The following is a 15,679-nucleotide window of genomic DNA, read 5'->3' on the forward strand; positions in this document are numbered from 1 at the left end:
GGACCGGCCGCCGGGGGCGGGGCCGTCGTCGTGGTCGGCGGGACCGGGGTCGGGACCTCCGGGTCGGCGTACGAGGTCGCCGGCAATGCGATCGTGACGGCGCTGGCACTGGTCACCGTGGCGATCGCCAGCGTCGCCCACAGGCCTTTGCGACGTGTCGAGTTGGGCTCCACCTGATCCATGGCGACGAACCTACCGTGTTACCGCTGTGACGCAAGGAGCCTTGCGGACAATTGCCGCGCCGTTTCGCCGATGTTGCCGACGCGCAACCCGCGGGGCGGCCGGGCGCTCCCGCCCACCCACTCAGTGCGCCGCCGGATGCAGCGCCACCTCGTGCGCTTTCACCGCGAACCACACCTTCTCCCCGGGCGCCAGCCGCAGTTCGGAGGCGGCGTCGACGGTGATCTCCGCGGCCAGCCCGGGAGCGCCGTCGGGTTGCTGCTCCCCGCGCACCAGCACCGCCGACCCGCGCATGTCCAGCTCTGCGATCGTCACCTCGACCGTGTTGCGCGGGCTGCCGAGCGGCCGCTCCCGATAAACCGCCACCGCCGTGGGCGGGAAGACCGCGATCGCATTGCGGCCCGGCGCCAGGTCGTCAGGCCGCTGGCTCGCGGCGGCCGCATGCCAGCGGGCACCGTTGCGCGCGCGCAGGGAGGCGTCCGGGGCGACGGTCCCGTTGACAAGGTTGATGCCCGCGATGCGCGCCCCGAAATGACTGCGCGGCGCAGTCAGCACATCGGAGACGGGCCCGATCTCGGCGACCGCGCCGCCCTCGAGCACCAGCACCCGGTCCGCCAGGGTGAACACGTCGAGCAGGTCGTGCGTGACCAGAACGACCGCGCAGCCAGTGCGGCGGACGACGCGGCGCAACACCGCGCGGATCGCCGCGGCCGCGGAGACGTCGAGACCGGCCAGCGGCTCGTCGAGCAGCAGCACGTCCGGCTCGGCGGCCAGCGCCCGCGCGATCGCCACCCGCTGGGCTTGACCGCCGGACAGCCGCCGCACCTTGCGGTCGGCCAGCCACTCGGCGTCCACCTCGCGCAGCCAGCGCAGCGCCGTGGCCTTCGCCTCGGCCCGGGCGGGGCGGAGACGCCCGCGGCGGCTGTGCGGCCCGAAGGCTACGTTGGCGGCAACGCTCATGTGCGGGAACAACAACGGCTGCTGCAACAGCAGACCGACACGGCGGTCGTGGGTGGCCACGTCGACCCCGGCCGCGGTGTCGGTGAGCACCCGGTCCCCCACCCGCACGAAGCCCCGATCCGGGCGGATCAGCCCGGCGATCACATGCAGCGTCGTGGACTTGCCCGCACCGTTGGGGCCGAGGACCGCCAACACCTCGCCCGACTGCACCGCGAACTCCACGTCCAGTGGGCGATCCGTCACGACGGCGCGCAGCTGCACCCCGCTCATGGCCGCGGCTGCCCGGCTTCGGCCCCGGCGAGCCGGTGCGCGCCCAGCCCCAACACCACCAGCGCCGCGACGGCCACCAACAGCATCGACAACGCTACCGCCGCGTCGGCGTCGGTCACCCGCTGCAGATAGATCTCGAGCGGCAGCGTGCGGGTGACCCCTTGGCGGGAGCCGGCGAAGGTCAGCGTCGCACCGAACTCGCCCAGCGAGCGGGCGAACGCCAGCACCGTTCCCGACGTCAGGCCGGGTCGCAGCAGCGGCAGGGTGACCCGCCACCAGACGGTGCTGGGCCGCGCCCCCAGGGTCGCCGCCACCACCTCGAAGTCGGCGCCCGCGGTGCGCGCGGCTCCCTCCAGCGAGATGACCAGGAACGGCAGCGACACGAAGGTTTGCGCCAACACCACCGCGGCCGTGCTGAACGCGATGCTGATGCCGGCCGCTTCGAGATAGCGACCGAGGAGCCCGAACCGGCCGAACGCGTAGAGCAGCGCGATCCCGCCGACCACCGGCGGCAGCACCAGCGGCAGCAGGATCAACGGCCGCAGCAGCCGCACCGGGCGCGCGGTGCTGCGGGCCAGCACCAGCGCCATCGGCACACCCAGCAGCACACACAGGGCTGTGCTGGCGGCGGCGGTCCGAAGGCTGAGCAGCAGGGCCGTCAGCGACGACGAGCTGGTGATCAGGGACCAGAAGTTCGGCCAGTCGACCTTGACCGCGATGGCCAGCAGCGGCAGCACGACGAAGACGGTCCCCACGGCGGCGGGGACGTATACCCACCGGGGCAGATCCGTCGGCCGGTGCACGGTTCAGGGTTTGGCGAAGCCCGACTGGGCGAGGATGTTCTGACCGGCCTCAGCGGTCACCAAGGCCACGAACCGCCGCGCCAACGTTGGTTGCGGCGCGTGTTTCAACACCGCGATCGGATAGCGGTTTACCGCGCCGGCGGCCTCCGGGAAACTCACGGTCGCCACCTTGTTCCCCGCGCCGCGGGCGTCGGTGACGTACACCAGCCCGGCGTCCGCCTGCCCGGTGGTGACCTTGTTGAGGACGTCCGTCACGCTCGGCTCCTCGCTCACCGGGTGCAGGCGCACTCCGGTGCTGTCTTCGACCCGTTGGGTTGCCGATCCGCACGGCACGGGCTGCTGGCAGACCACCACGCCCAGCCCGGGCCTGGCAAGGTCGGAGAAGGATCCGACCTTTTTGGGGTTGCCGGGCGCGGTGACGATCACCAACGTGTTGGAGGCGAAGTCCGCTGGGTCGCCGGCGAGCAGGCCGGCCCTGGCGACCGCGTCCATCTGCGCGGTGTCCGCCGAGGCGAAGACGTCGGCGGTCGCGCCCTGCGTCAACTGGGTGGCCAGTTCCGAGGAACCCGCGAACTCGAATTCGACGTTGCTGCCGGCGTTTTGGGCTTTGAACTGCGAGCCGATCTGGGTGAACGCGGACTTCAGCGAGGCCGCGGCGAACACCACGACGGTTCCCGGGCCCGCAGCGGGCTGGGCGGGCCGTGTGGAAGCGCATCCGGCCAGGCCCACCGCCAGTGCCATCGAAACCGCACCGGCCAGCATCCCGATCCGCCGCATGCGTGCACACTAACCCGCCGACGATGCGGTCCGCTGCGGGGCTTGATCGGCGCAAAAAAGTGGCGGCCGAATAGTTACGCAAATGATCCGCGCGTCGCGGCGTCAAGAATTTCGCCGACTAGCTACTGTCCAGTAACATCTAGGCAGATTGATGCCATAACGTGCTGAGATCCCAGGCAGTCCCCGCAGCGGGCCCCGTGGCTGGGCCGCGGAGCCCGGGTCTGGGTTCAACGTTGAACACGAGGAGGTCATGGCAGTGGAGGTGTTGGTCACCGGCGGAGATACCGAACTGGGGCGCACAGTGGCCGAAGGCTTCCGCGATGACGGTCACAAGGTGACCCTCGTGGGCGCGCGGCGCAGCGAGCTGGAGATCGCCGCCAAGGAATTGGACCTGGACGCCATCGTGTGCGACACCACCGACCCGGCGAGCCTGACCGAGGCCCGCACCTTGTTCCCCCACCATCTCGACACCATCGTCAACGTTCCCGCGCCCTCCCGGGAAGCCGGTGACCCCCGCACCTACTCCATCGCCGACACGGCGGATGCCTGGCGGCATGCCCTGGACGCGACCGTGCTGTCGGCGGTGCTGACGGTGCAGACCGTGGGCGATCATCTGCGCTCGGGCGGCTCCATCATCAGCGTGGTGCCCGAGAACGCGCCTGCCGGAAGCGTGGGCGCGGCGATCAAAGCGACGCTGTCGAATTGGGTCGCGGGACAGGCCGGCGTCTTCGGCACCCGGGGCATCACCGTCAACGTCGTCGCCGGCGGGCGCAGCGTCCAGTCCGGTTACGACGGCCTGTCCCGCACTCCCCCGTCGCTCGCCGAGGAGGTCGCTCGCCTGGCGTTGTTCCTGACCACCCCGGCGGCCCGCCACATCACCGGTCAGACGCTGCACGTCAGCCACGGCGCACTCGCTCAATTCGGCTGAGGGCGTAATCCGGCGTCGGGCCGTATCGTGTCGCGCGGAGCCGCACTACGGTAGAGCGCGTGGCGATTCGACTCGGTCTGCAGATTCCCAACTTCTCCTACGGCACCGGGGTGGAGGAGCTCTTCCCCACCGTCATGGCGCAAGCCCGCGAGGCCGAGGCGGCCGGCTTCGACTCGGTCTTCGTGATGGATCACTTCTACCAACTGCCGATGCTGGGAGATCCGGACCAGCCGATGCTGGAGGCCTACACCGCGTTGGGCGCGCTGGCCACCGCCACCGAACGAGTCCAGTTGGGCACCTTGGTAACCGGAAACACCTACCGCAACCCGGCGCTGCTGGCGAAGACCATCACCACCCTCGATGTGGTGAGCCAGGGCCGCGCGATCCTGGGCATCGGCACGGGCTGGTTCGAACTCGAACATGACCAGCTGGGTTTCGAATTCGGCACCTTCACCGACCGGTTCAACCGGCTCGAGGAGGCGCTACAGATCATCCTGCCGATGATCAAGGGCGAGCGGCCAACCTTCTCGGGCAAGTGGTATCAGGTGCGCGAGGCGATGGCGAATCCCCGCTTCCGCGAACACATTCCGCTGATGATCGGCGGCAGCGGCGAGAAGAAGACCATCCCCCTGGCGGCACGCCACTTCGACCACCTCAACGTGATCGCCGGATTCGACGAGCTGCCGGGCAAGTTGGAGGTTGTGCGGCGGCGCTGCGAGGAGGTCGGCCGGGACCCGGCGACGCTGGAGACCAGCACGCTGACCACGGTGCTCGTCGACGAGAGCGCGAAACCCGATCAGATCCCCGCCGAGATGACGCAGCGCATGGTGGTCGGCAGCCCCGACTCGGTCGCCGACCAGATCAAAACCAAGGTGCTGGACGCCGGCATCGACGGCGTGATCATCAACGTGCCGTTCTACACCCCCGGCGTGATCCGTGCCATCGGCGAAGCGCTGCGCCCGGTCGTCGGGCTGTAGCTCGCGCCCGCGTGGGGTCGCGGATTGGTCGCGCCGCGGTAATACTTCCCTGTAGCAGCGTCTACCTGCGCCCCACGGCGCAGCGCGGAAGAACAGGGCGGGGAGCAGGCCATGAAGAAACGAGCCCTGGCGGCGATCGCGGCCGGTGTGGCCTTCGCTGCCCCCCCGATCGCGCAGGCCGACAACAACTGGATCGCCATGGCGATCTCGGATTCCACCGGCCGCATCAACATCGCCGACGGAGCGGCCAGCCAGGGCGCGGCCGAGAAGGCGGTCATGGACACGTGCCGCAAGAGCATCAGCGACTGCCGCCTGCTGGCCAGCGGTGATGGCGGTTGCCTGGCGCTCGCGGTGAATGCGGCCAAGTCCAGATACTTCGGGGGTTGGGGGCCGACCCGCGAAGAGGCGGAGGCCGCGGCGCTGGCGCGGGCACCGGGCGGAACGATCCAGCCCGGCCACGACCACTGCGCGGGCGAAGGCTCCAGCCAATAACGAGGCGCCGCGCCGGGTGGACTGACGACCCTGATAGTTACGCCACAGTGCCGGCCATCCACCAGGCATTTCGGACGGGAACACCGTTAGTGTTGCAAACAACACATGCTTATCAATTAGGTTTCCGGGTACCCGCCTGACTAGCGTTGTGGCTAACTGCAGTCGCGTGTCCAAAAGCCCCCGTCAGGAGCAGCGGAAACATGAGCCCCCCACCAGAAACCACAGCTGGAACCGAACGTCGCCACCAGGTCGTCATCATCGGTTCGGGATTCGGTGGACTCAACGCGGCAAAGAAACTCAAGCACGCCGACGTCGACATCAAGCTGATCGCGCGTACCACCCACCACCTGTTCCAGCCGTTGCTGTACCAGGTGGCGACGGGCATCGTGTCCGAGGGTGACATCGCCCCGCCCACCCGCGTCATCCTGCGCAGGCAGCGCAACGTCCAAGTGCTGCTCGGTGACGTCACGCACATCGACCTGGCCAGGAAGTCCGTCGTATCCGACTTGCTCGGCCACACGTACGAAACCCCTTACGACAGCTTGATTATCGCCGCCGGCGCGGGACAGTCGTACTTCGGCAACGACCACTTCGCCGAGTTCGCGCCCGGGATGAAATCGATCGACGACGCGCTCGAGGTGCGTGGACGGATCCTGAGCGCCTTCGAACAAGCCGAGCGGTCACGTGATCCGGAACGCCGGGCCAAGCTGCTGACCTTCACCGTGATCGGCGCCGGCCCCACCGGCGTCGAAATGGCCGGCCAGATCGCGGAATTGGCGTCCCACACGCTGAAGGGCTCGTTCCGTGGCATCGACTCCACCAAGGCGCGAGTGATCCTGCTCGACGCCGCGCCCGCCGTGCTGCCGCCGTTCGGCGACAAGCTGGGCATGCGGGCGCGCGCCCGGCTGGAGAAGATGGGCGTGGAGATCCAGCTGGGCGCGATGGTCACCGACGTCGACCGCAACGGCATCACGGTGAAGGACGCCGACGGCACGGTCCGGCGCATCGAATCCGCCTGCAAGGTATGGTCCGCCGGCGTGCAGGCCAGCGGGCTGGGCCGCGACCTCGCCGAGCAGTCCTCGGTGGAGCTAGACCGGGCGGGGCGGGTCAAGGTGCTACCGGACCTGTCGATCCCGGGACACCCGAACGTGTTCGTCGTCGGCGACATGGCCGCCGTCGAGGGCGTTCCGGGCGTGGCCCAGGGCGCGATCCAGGGCGCCAAGTACGTCGCCAACACGATCAAAGCCGAACTGGGCGGGGCGAATCCGGCCGAGCGGGAGCCGTTCCAGTACTTCGACAAGGGGTCCATGGCCACGGTTTCGCGGTTCTCCGCGGTGGCCAAGGTCGGGCCCCTGGAGTTCAGCGGCTTCATCGCCTGGCTGATGTGGCTGGTGCTGCACCTGGTCTACCTGGTCGGGTTCAAGACCAAGGTCAGCACGCTGCTGTCGTGGACGGTGACGTTCCTGAGCACCCGGCGCGGTCAGCTGACCATCACCGAACAGCAGGCCTTCGCCCGCACCCGCCTCGAGCAACTCGCGGTGCTGGCCGCGGAAACCAAACGCCCGGCGACCGCCAAGCGCGCCAGCTAGCCGCCCGGCCGGTCGGCCCGCCACCTGCTCAGCGCCCGGTTCGCCTACTCCTCGAGGTTCTGCAGGCGCACCTGGCCCCGCGCGACCACGCGGTCGTCGGCGTCGGTGATGGTGACCAGCCACAACTGTTGGCGCCGGCCGCGGTGGATCGGTTCGGCGGTGCCGTACACCATGCCCGAGCCGATGGAACGCAGAAAGTCGGTGTTGTTGTTGACCCCCACGACATTCCCGCCGCCGCGGGTCGCGAGCCAGGTGTAGGCGGCCACGCTGGCCATGCTTTCGATGATCGAGCAGTAGACGCCGCCGTGTACCAGGCCCATCGGCTGCAACAACTTGGGGGTGACCTCGAGCTCGGCGCGGGCGCCGTCGGGGCCGAGCTCGGTGAATCGCAGCCCGATCTCCTGGTCGAAGGGCGCGGTGAAGTCCGCGGGGATGGTCGTTTCCGGAGGCTGTGGCACGTTCTGTGTCTACACCATCGGTCCAGGAAACGGCTGAGCCCCGTGCCGTTGGGCACGGGGCTCGCCGATCGAGTAGACCGGGGGTCACTGCAGCCCTCAGGACTCTGCCGCGGTCGCTGTTCGCTCGACTCGGTTAGCATAGGCAAGGCTGCCCTAATTTCGCAAGCACCAATCGGTGGCGGGTTGGGTAGCTTCGGTACGACCGGCGGTAGTAACCGGGGAGTACGATGTTGTCGACGCTCAGGAGAGAACGCACTATGGCGAAACTGACCCGGCTGGGGGACCTGGAACGCGCCGTGATGGACCACTTGTGGTCCACGCCGGAACCTCAAACGGTCCGCCAGGTCCACGACGCGCTGTCGGTGCGGCGCGACCTCGCGTACACGACGATCATGACCGTCCTGCAACGGCTGGCCAAGAAGAACCTGGTCTCCCAGATCCGGGACGACCGCGCCCACCGATACGCCCCCGTGCACGGCCGCGACGAGTTGGTCGCCGGGCTCATGGTCGATGCGCTGTCCCAGGCCGAGGATTCCGGCGGCAGACAAGCCGCGCTGGTTCATTTCGTCGAGCGGGTGGGCGCCGACGAGGCGGAAGCGCTTCGGCGCGCGCTCGCCGAACTGGAAGTCAATCAACGCAACAACGCGTCAGCCGCTGGCGCGTCGTCGGAGGATTGAGGGAGACTGACAGCGTGTCCGCGCTGGCCTTCACCATCCTCGCGGTGCTGCTGGTCGGCCCTGTGCCGGCACTGTTGGCACGCGCGAGCTGGCCGCTGCGCGCGCCCCGCGCCGCCATGGTGCTGTGGCAGGCCGTCGCGCTGGCCGCGGTCCTCTCGGCCTTCAGCGCCGGCATCGCGATCGCCACGCGGCTGCTCATGCCCGGTCCCGACGGGCGGCCCACCGCGAGCATCCTCGGCGACGCGGGCCGGCTGGGGTGGCCGCTGTGGGCGGCATACATCGGCGTCTTCGCGCTGACCGTGCTGGTCGGGGCCCGGTTGATGGTCGCCGTGGTCCGGGTTGCCATCGCCAATCGGCGACGGCGGGCCCATCACCGCATGGTGGTCGATCTCGTCGACGTCCGCCACGACGCGGCGCTCCCCCAGCCCTGTGCCCGCAGGCGCGACCTGCGCGTTTTGGACGTTCCGCAGCCGCTCGCCTACTGCCTGCCCGGGGTGCGCAGCCGGGTGGTAGTCAGCGAGGGAGCGCTGAATGCGCTCGCCGAGGCGGAGGTCGCGGCGATCCTCACCCACGAGCGCGCTCATCTGCGAGCCCGGCACGACCTCGTTCTGGAAGCGTTCACCGCGGTGCACGCCGCGTTCCCGCGGCTGGTGCGCAGCGCGAACGCGCTCGGCGCGGTACGGCTGCTCGTCGAACTGCTCGCCGACGACGCCGCCGTGCGCGCGGAGGGCCGCGCCCCGCTGGCCCGGGCGCTGGTCGCCTGCGCGGCGGGACGGGCGCCGTCGGGTGCGCTGGCCGCGGGCGGTCCCAGCACCGTGGTCCGCGTGCGCCGGTTGTCCGGGTGCGGCAACAGCCTGGCGCTCTCGGCGGCGGCATACCTGGCCGCGTTCGCCGTGTTCGTGGTGCCCACCGTCGCGTTGGCCGTACCGTGGCTCACGGAGCTGCGGCGGCTGTTCAACCTCTGACGCCAGGGCGAAGCCATCACCCCGGGCCGGCGTCTGTCCGCTGTGCCACAGTGTCACGGAAAGCTTTTCGGCAACGTTCTGAAGACTTGAGAGGCGAAGACATGGGTTCGTCGGACAACCCGACTGGTTCCAAGACCGCTACCGCACAGATCGGTGTCACCGGCCTGGCGGTGATGGGGTCGAACATCGCGCGCAATTTCGCCCGGCACGGCTACACCGTGGCGCTGCACAACCGGTCGGTCGCCAAGACCGACGCGTTGCTCACAGAGCACGGTGACGAGGGCACGTTCGTGCGGTCGGAGACCATCGCGGAATTCCTGGCCGCCCTGGAGAAGCCGCGCCGCGTGCTGATCATGGTCAAGGCCGGCGACCCCACCGACGCCGTCATCAACGAGCTCGCCGACGCCATGGAAGAAGGCGACATCATCATCGACGGCGGCAACGCCCTCTACACGGACACCATCCGCCGCGAGAAGGCGATGCGCGAGCGCGGCCTGCACTTCGTCGGCGCGGGCATCTCCGGCGGCGAGGAGGGCGCGCTCAACGGCCCGTCGATCATGCCCGGCGGCCCCGCCGAGTCGTACAAGTCGCTGGGCCCGCTGCTCGAGGAGATCTCCGCCCACGTCGACGGCGTCCCATGCTGCACCCACATCGGCCCCGACGGCGCCGGTCACTTCGTCAAGATGGTGCACAACGGCATCGAATACTCCGACATGCAGCTGATCGGCGAGGCCTACCAGCTGCTCCGCGACGGGCTCGGCAAGACCGCCGGGCAGATCGCCGACGTCTTCGACGAGTGGAACAAAGGCGACCTGGACAGCTTCCTCGTCGAGATCACCGCGCAGGTGCTGCGCCAGACCGACGCCAAGACCGGCAAGCCGCTGGTCGACATCATCCTCGATGAGGCCGAGCAGAAGGGCACGGGCCGCTGGACGGTCAAGTCGGCCCTGGACCTCGGCGTCCCGGTCACCGGGATCGCCGAGGCCGTGTTCGCCCGCGCGTTGTCGGGCTCGGTGACCCAGCGCAAGGCCACCACCGGGCTGGCCTCGGGCGAACTGGGCCACCAGCCGGGTGACGCGCAGCAGTTCACCGAGGACATCAGGCAGGCCCTGTACGCGTCCAAGATCATCGCCTACGCGCAGGGCTTCAACCAGATCCAGGCCGGCAGCGCCGAATACGACTGGGGCATCACGCCGGGCGACCTGGCCACCATCTGGCGCGGCGGGTGCATCATCCGGGCCAAGTTCCTCAACCGAATCAAGGAGGCCTTCGACGAAGACCCCGAGCTGCCGACGCTCATCGTCGCGCCGTACTTCCGTAGCGCGATCGAGGCCGCGATCGACGGCTGGCGACGCGTCGTGGTGACGGCCACGCAGTTGGGCATCCCGATCCCGGGCTTCTCGTCGGCGCTGTCCTACTACGACGCCCTGCGCACCGAGCGCCTGCCCGCCGCACTGACCCAGGGCCTGCGGGACTTCTTCGGCGCGCACACCTACGGCCGCATCGACGACGAGCCGGACAAGCGTTTCCACACGCTGTGGAGCGGCGACCGCAGCGAAGTCCCCGCCTAGTCCTGGAAGACTGGACGGCGTGAGGTTTCTCGACGGGCATCGGCCCGGGTACGACCTGACCTACAACGACGTCTTCGTCATGCCGAACCGGTCGGAGGTCGCGTCACGCTTCGATGTCGACCTGTCCACCACCGACGGCTCGGGAACCACCATCCCGGTGGTCGTCGCCAACATGACCGCGGTGGCCGGGCGGCGGATGGCGGAAACGGTGGCACGGCGGGGCGGGCTGGTAGTCCTGCCGCAGGACATCCCGATCACCGCGGTGCAGCAGACGGTCGAGTTCGTCAAGAGCCGCGACCTGGTGCTCGACACCCCGGTGGTGCTGGGCCCCGACGATTCGGTGTCCGACGCCACCGCGCTGATCCACAAGCGCGCACACGGGGTCGCCGTCGTCGTCTTCGAGGGCCGACCGATGGGCTTGGTGAGCGAGTCGAGCTGTCTCGGCGTGGACCGCTTCGCCAGGGTGCGTGACGTCGCCAGCACCGATTTCGTGACGGCCCCGGTCGGCACCGAGCCGCGCAAGGTCTTCGATCTGCTCGAGCACGCCCCCATCGGGGTCGCGGTGGTGACGAACGCGGACGGCACGCTGGCGGGGGTGCTGACCCGCACCGGTGCCGTGCGGACCGGGCTCTACACCCCGGCCGTCGACGCCCGCGGGCGGCTGCGGGTGGGTGCGGCCGTCGGCATCAACGGCGATGTGGGGGCCAGGGCGCGGTCCCTGGCCGAGGCGGGTGTGGACGTGCTCGTCATCGATACCGCACACGGGCACCAGGTCAAGACGCTCGACGCGATCCGCACGGTCGCGGCGCTGGAACTCGGGCTGCCGCTGGTGGCCGGCAACGTCGTCTCCGCCGAAGGCACCCGCGATCTGCTCGGCGCCGGGGCGAACATCGTCAAGGTCGGCGTCGGTCCGGGGGCGATGTGCACCACCCGGATGATGACCGCCGTGGGCCGCCCGCAGTTCTCGGCGGTGGTCGAATGTGCTTCGGCGGCAAGGGAATTGGGTGGACATGTGTGGGCCGACGGCGGGGTCCGGCATCCGCGCGACGTGGCGTTGGCGCTGGTCGCCGGGGCGTCCAACGTGATGATCGGGTCGTGGTTCGCCGGGACCTACGAGTCTCCCGGGGACCTGATGCGCGACCGCGACGACCAGCCCTACAAGGAGAGCTACGGCATGGCTTCCAAGCGCGCGGTGGTCGCCCGCAGCGCCGCCGACACCGCGTTCGAGCGCGCCCGCAAAGCGCTGTTCGAGGAAGGCATTTCGACGTCGCGCATGGGGCTCGACCCGGACCGCGGCGGCGTCGAGGATCTGCTCGATCACATCACCTCGGGTGTGCGTAGCACCTGCACCTACGTCGGCGCCGCCAACCTCACCGACCTGTACGAGCGGGCCGTCGTCGGCGTGCAGTCGGCCGCGGGGTTCGCCGAAGGCCATCCGCTGCCGCTGGGGTGGTGATCCGCCCCGGCGGTCATGCGCCGGCGGCCGGGCGTTCCAGGGCGTACAGCGACATGCGCCGGTTTGTGGTGTCGTGCTCGCCGAGAAACGCGCATCCGACGTCCTCGCACACCCGGCGCGCCGCGGTGTTGCGGTGATCGGGGTCGAACATGATCCGACGGCATCGCGGCTCCACGGAGAAGACGCTGTCGACGATCCGCGGCAAGAGCATCAGGCCCAATCCCCGGTTCATCAGTTCCGGGTCGGCGATGGCGGCGTGCACCCCCACGTCGTAGGGTTCGGCGTCGTAGTACTCCGAAATCAAATCCTTTGCACCCCAATATATTTCGAGGTATGCACAATCCGCGCCGCGGATGCTCCCCAGCAGCGGCAGCGAGTACGTTCCGTCGAGCTGCGCGCCCAGATGCCGTTCCCACCGGGGCGTCGGCCAGTCGTATTCCCAGGCCGCCGCAAGGTGCGGACGGTTCATCCATTCCGCCACCGTGCCCGCGTCCGTGCGCTGCGCGACGCGCAGCGCGAAGGGCGGATCCAGCGCGGGAAGCGGCGGCCGCGCCAGGCGCGCGATCTCCTCGGTGAGGTCCAGGCGCTCGCGGGGAAGGGCCTGGGCTGATCGGGTTTCGGATCGGGCTTTCGACGCCATAGTCCGCCCAGCCTATGGGATAAGGTTAGGCAACCCATAGTCGGGTCGAGCGGGTGGCCGGCAACGGCAAACCCGAAAACGGTGGTTGACCGGGTGCGCCGGCGACCCGGCTACGATGAATCAGCAACGACCGGGGCGACCTCGTCCGCACCGGCTCCAGGCAGCGAAGGGATCGACGTGCCGCAGGCACCCATGCAGGCCATGGGCTTTCGGGCGCGGCGGTCCTCGGACGCGGCGCCCGATGCGGAGCCTTCCCCGGCCCCGCAATCGCCCAGCGGGCGGCGGTGATCCATGAACGCCACCGTCACCGTGATCAGCGTCGTGGCCATCGCCCTGCTCATCTTCGGCAACGCGATCTTCGTCGCCGCCGAGTTCTCGCTCACGACACTGGACCGCAGCGCCGTGGAGGCCAACGCCCGCGGCGGCGGGCGCCGTGACCGCGCGATCCGGCGCGCGCACCACAAGTTGTCGTTTCAGCTGTCCGGCGCTCAACTCGGCATCTCCGCCACCACCCTGGCCGCCGGTTACCTGACCGATCCGATGCTGGCCAACCTGCCGCACCCGTGGTTCGACGCGATCGGGATCTCCGAGCGGGCGGCCGACGCCATCATGGCGTTCCTGGCGCTGGTCGTCGTCACCTCGGTGTCGATGGTGTTCGGCGAGCTGGTCCCCAAGTACCTGGCCGTCGCGCGGCCGTTGTCGACCGCGCGGGCGGTGGTCGGCGTCCAGGTGCTGTTCTCGACGCTGTTCACCCCGGCGATCCGGCTGACGAACGGTGCGGCGAACTGGATCGTGCGCCAGCTGGGTGTCGAGCCGGCCGAAGAGCTGCGGTCGGCGCGCTCGCCGCAGGAACTGATTTCGTTGGTGCGCTCGTCCGCGCGCAGCGGCTCCCTGGATGCGGCCACCGCGTCGCTGGTGCGGCGCTCGCTGCAATTCGGCGCCCTGACCGCCGAGGAACTGATGACGCCCAGGTCGAAGATCGTGGCGCTGCAGACCGACGACACGGTCGCCGACCTGGTGGCCGCCGCGGCCGAATCCGGATACTCCCGCTTCCCGATCGTCGACGGCGACCTCGACGAGACCGTCGGCATCGCCCACGTCAAGCAGGTGCTGGCCATCCCCGCGGCCGAGCGGGCGCGCACGCCGCTGACCACGGTGGCGCAGCCCGTGCCGGTGGTGCCCTCGACGCTGGACGGCGACGCCGTCATGGCCGAGATCCGCGCCAACAGCCTGCAGACCGCGATGGTCGTCGACGAATACGGCGGCACCGCGGGCATGGTGACCGTCGAGGACCTGATCGAAGAGATCGTCGGCGACGTCCGCGACGAACACGACGACGCCACCCCCGATGTGGTGGCGGCCGGCACCGGCTGGCGCGTCTCGGGTCTGCTGCGTATCGACGAGGTGGCCGCCGCCACCGGCTTCCGGGCCCCGGAGGGGCCCTACGAGACCATCGGCGGGCTGGCACTGCGCGAACTCGGCCACATTCCGGTGGCCGGCGAGACCGTGAAGTTGCCCGCCCTGGACGCCGACGGGCTGCTGGACAGCTCGCTGCGCTGGCAAGCGACCGTGATCCGGATGGACGGTCGACGGATCGACCTGCTGGAGCTCAACGAGCTGCATGGTCACGGCGAGGGCCCGAAAGCGGGGCACCCGTGAGCGATCCCATGGGGGTGTTCCTGGCGATCCTGCTGATCGGCGTCAACGCCTTCTTCGTCGGGGCGGAGTTCTCGTTGATCTCGGCCCGGCGCGACCGCCTCGAGGCGCTGGCCGAGCATGGCAAGGCCCGGGCGGTCACCGTCATGCGCGCCGGCGAGCAGCTTCCCGCCATGCTGGCCGGGGCCCAGCTCGGAGTCACGGCCGCCTCCCTGCTGCTCGGGCGCATCGGTGAGTCGGCGGTCTCCAGCCTGCTGCGCTCCGCGTTGGGGCTGACCGGTATTCCGCCGGCCCTGCTGCACACGTTGTCGTTCGCGATCGCGTTGGCGATCGTGGTCACGCTGCACGTGCTGCTCGGCGAGATGGTGCCCAAGAACATCGCGCTCGCCGGCCCCGAGCGAACGGCGATGCTGCTGGTGCCGCCCTACCTGGCCTACGTGCGGGCCGCCCGGCCGTTCATCGTGTTCTACAACAAGTGCGCCAGCGTGGTGGTGCGCGCGCTGGGCGTGGAACCCAAGGAAGAGCTCGAGATCACCGTCTCCCCCGTCGAGCTGAGCGAGATGATCGCCGAATCGGAGTCCCAGGGCCTGCTGGACCGCGAGGAGCACACCCGGCTGACCCGGGCGCTGCAGATCCGCACCCGGGTGGTCGGCGATGTGGCGGTCCCGCTCGCCGACGTCCACGCGGTGCCGGTGGCCGGGGCGGGCAGCGGCCCGACCGTCGGCGCCGTCGAGCAGGCCCTGGCCCAGACCGGCTACTCGCGGTTCCCCGTCGCGAACGTCAACGGCGACTTCATCGGCTACCTGCACATCAAGGACATGCTGACCCTCGGCGACGACCCCCACACGGTGATCGACCTGGCGATGGTGCGTCCCCTTCCCCGGCTGCCCAGGTCGCTGCCGCTGGCCGACGCGTTGTCCCGGATGCGCCGCAGCAACAGCCATCTGGCGCTGGTGACCGACGCCGGCGGCGACGTGGTCGCGATGGTGGCGATGGAAGACCTGGTCGAGGACCTCGTCGGCACGATGCGCGACGCGTAAGGGTCACCGGTCTCCCGGTCGGGCAATGCCGAGCCCGTATGATTTTCAGGGGCTGCCAGTCAAGTGCCAGTCAAGAAAGTGCTGGAAGGTGAAGGATTCCCGGCGTGCCGATGCGTTGCTGGAATTCGATCCCCTGGTTCGCCGCTGTGGCATGGATTCAGCTGTCAGCGCAGCCTGACCTGGTGCGGCGGGTCGGGCGGATACGCTCACCGGGCTGCTGCTCGGTACGCTGAAGGCATT

15 protein-coding genes and 1 pseudogene are annotated in these 15,679 nt (G+C 69.6%); 10 read left to right on the forward strand and 6 right to left on the reverse strand.

Annotated elements, in window-relative coordinates; translation table 11 throughout:
- The 4 genes and pseudogenes from AWC03_RS05585 to modA form a co-directional block, all read right to left on the reverse strand.
- A pseudogene (locus AWC03_RS05585) lies at positions 1–182 on the reverse strand (alanine and proline-rich secreted protein Apa); the annotation flags it as partial.
- A 121-nt stretch (positions 183–303) separates the two neighbouring features.
- A complete protein-coding gene (locus tag AWC03_RS05590) occupies positions 304–1,410 on the reverse strand; it encodes a sulfate/molybdate ABC transporter ATP-binding protein (protein WP_085239538.1) in 1,107 nt (368 codons plus the stop codon).
- On the reverse strand, positions 1,407–2,213 hold the full coding sequence (locus AWC03_RS05595) for an ABC transporter permease (RefSeq protein ID WP_085239539.1): 807 nt from the start codon (positions 2,211–2,213) through the stop codon (positions 1,407–1,409). The genes AWC03_RS05590 and AWC03_RS05595 overlap by 4 nt, the downstream gene beginning before the upstream one ends.
- A gap of 3 nt (positions 2,214–2,216) precedes the next feature.
- Positions 2,217–2,990 carry a molybdate ABC transporter substrate-binding protein gene (gene modA / locus AWC03_RS05600; protein ID WP_085239540.1) on the reverse strand — a complete coding sequence of 258 codons (774 nt, stop codon included), beginning with the start codon at positions 2,988–2,990 and terminating at the stop codon, positions 2,217–2,219.
- 250 nt (positions 2,991–3,240) lie between these two features.
- On the opposite strand from modA, the gene AWC03_RS05605 reads away from it, so the two are divergent.
- The 4 genes from AWC03_RS05605 to AWC03_RS05620 all read left to right on the forward strand — a co-directional run bounded on the left by AWC03_RS05605 (position 3,241) and on the right by AWC03_RS05620 (position 6,976).
- Positions 3,241–3,918, forward strand: coding sequence for an SDR family oxidoreductase (locus AWC03_RS05605; protein WP_085239541.1), 678 nt, complete (start codon positions 3,241–3,243; stop codon positions 3,916–3,918).
- Between the two features lie 59 nt (positions 3,919–3,977).
- Positions 3,978–4,895, forward strand: a complete 918-nt coding sequence (locus tag AWC03_RS05610) for an LLM class F420-dependent oxidoreductase (protein ID WP_085239542.1) — start codon at positions 3,978–3,980, stop codon at positions 4,893–4,895.
- Between the two features lie 111 nt (positions 4,896–5,006).
- Positions 5,007–5,387: a DUF4189 domain-containing protein gene (locus AWC03_RS05615; RefSeq protein WP_085239543.1), complete on the forward strand. Its 381-nt coding sequence runs from the start codon at positions 5,007–5,009 to the stop codon at positions 5,385–5,387.
- A gap of 200 nt (positions 5,388–5,587) precedes the next feature.
- Entirely contained in the window at positions 5,588–6,976 is a 1,389-nt protein-coding gene (locus AWC03_RS05620; protein WP_085239544.1) for an NAD(P)/FAD-dependent oxidoreductase, read from the forward strand.
- Positions 6,977–7,020: 44 nt separating this feature from the next.
- On the opposite strand, the gene AWC03_RS05625 is transcribed toward AWC03_RS05620, so the two are convergent.
- Positions 7,021–7,434, reverse strand: a complete 414-nt coding sequence (locus AWC03_RS05625) for a PaaI family thioesterase (protein WP_085239545.1) — start codon at positions 7,432–7,434, stop codon at positions 7,021–7,023.
- Between the two features lie 257 nt (positions 7,435–7,691).
- On the opposite strand from AWC03_RS05625, the gene AWC03_RS05630 reads away from it, so the two are divergent.
- The 4 genes from AWC03_RS05630 (at position 7,692) to AWC03_RS05645 (ending at position 12,103) form a co-directional block, all read left to right on the forward strand.
- On the forward strand, positions 7,692–8,111 hold the full coding sequence (locus AWC03_RS05630) for a BlaI/MecI/CopY family transcriptional regulator (protein ID WP_085239546.1): 420 nt from the start codon (positions 7,692–7,694) through the stop codon (positions 8,109–8,111).
- Between the two features lie 14 nt (positions 8,112–8,125).
- Positions 8,126–9,076, forward strand: coding sequence for a M56 family metallopeptidase (locus tag AWC03_RS05635; RefSeq protein ID WP_085239547.1), 951 nt, complete (start codon positions 8,126–8,128; stop codon positions 9,074–9,076).
- 101 nt (positions 9,077–9,177) lie between these two features.
- Entirely contained in the window at positions 9,178–10,647 is a 1,470-nt protein-coding gene (gndA, locus tag AWC03_RS05640) for an NADP-dependent phosphogluconate dehydrogenase (RefSeq protein WP_085239548.1), read from the forward strand.
- Positions 10,648–10,666: 19 nt separating this feature from the next.
- Positions 10,667–12,103, forward strand: coding sequence for a GuaB1 family IMP dehydrogenase-related protein (locus AWC03_RS05645; protein ID WP_085239549.1), 1,437 nt, complete (start codon positions 10,667–10,669; stop codon positions 12,101–12,103).
- A gap of 13 nt (positions 12,104–12,116) precedes the next feature.
- Here the strand turns inward: AWC03_RS05645 and AWC03_RS05650 are convergent, their stop codons facing one another.
- Complete coding sequence (locus AWC03_RS05650; protein ID WP_085239550.1) at positions 12,117–12,743, reverse strand: GNAT family N-acetyltransferase; 627 nt, start codon at positions 12,741–12,743, stop codon at positions 12,117–12,119.
- A 291-nt stretch (positions 12,744–13,034) separates the two neighbouring features.
- On the opposite strand from AWC03_RS05650, the gene AWC03_RS05660 reads away from it, so the two are divergent.
- Both AWC03_RS05660 and AWC03_RS05665 read left to right on the forward strand, forming a co-directional pair.
- Complete coding sequence (locus AWC03_RS05660) at positions 13,035–14,402, forward strand: hemolysin family protein (RefSeq protein WP_085239552.1); 1,368 nt, start codon at positions 13,035–13,037, stop codon at positions 14,400–14,402.
- Positions 14,403–14,410: 8 nt separating this feature from the next.
- Complete coding sequence (locus AWC03_RS05665; RefSeq protein ID WP_090421975.1) at positions 14,411–15,439, forward strand: hemolysin family protein; 1,029 nt, start codon at positions 14,411–14,413, stop codon at positions 15,437–15,439.
- The last annotated feature ends 240 nt before the right edge of the window (positions 15,440–15,679 follow it).

The organism is Mycobacterium europaeum (assembly GCF_002102155.1).
In the GTDB taxonomy this organism is placed as follows: Bacteria; Actinomycetota; Actinomycetes; order Mycobacteriales; family Mycobacteriaceae; genus Mycobacterium; species Mycobacterium europaeum.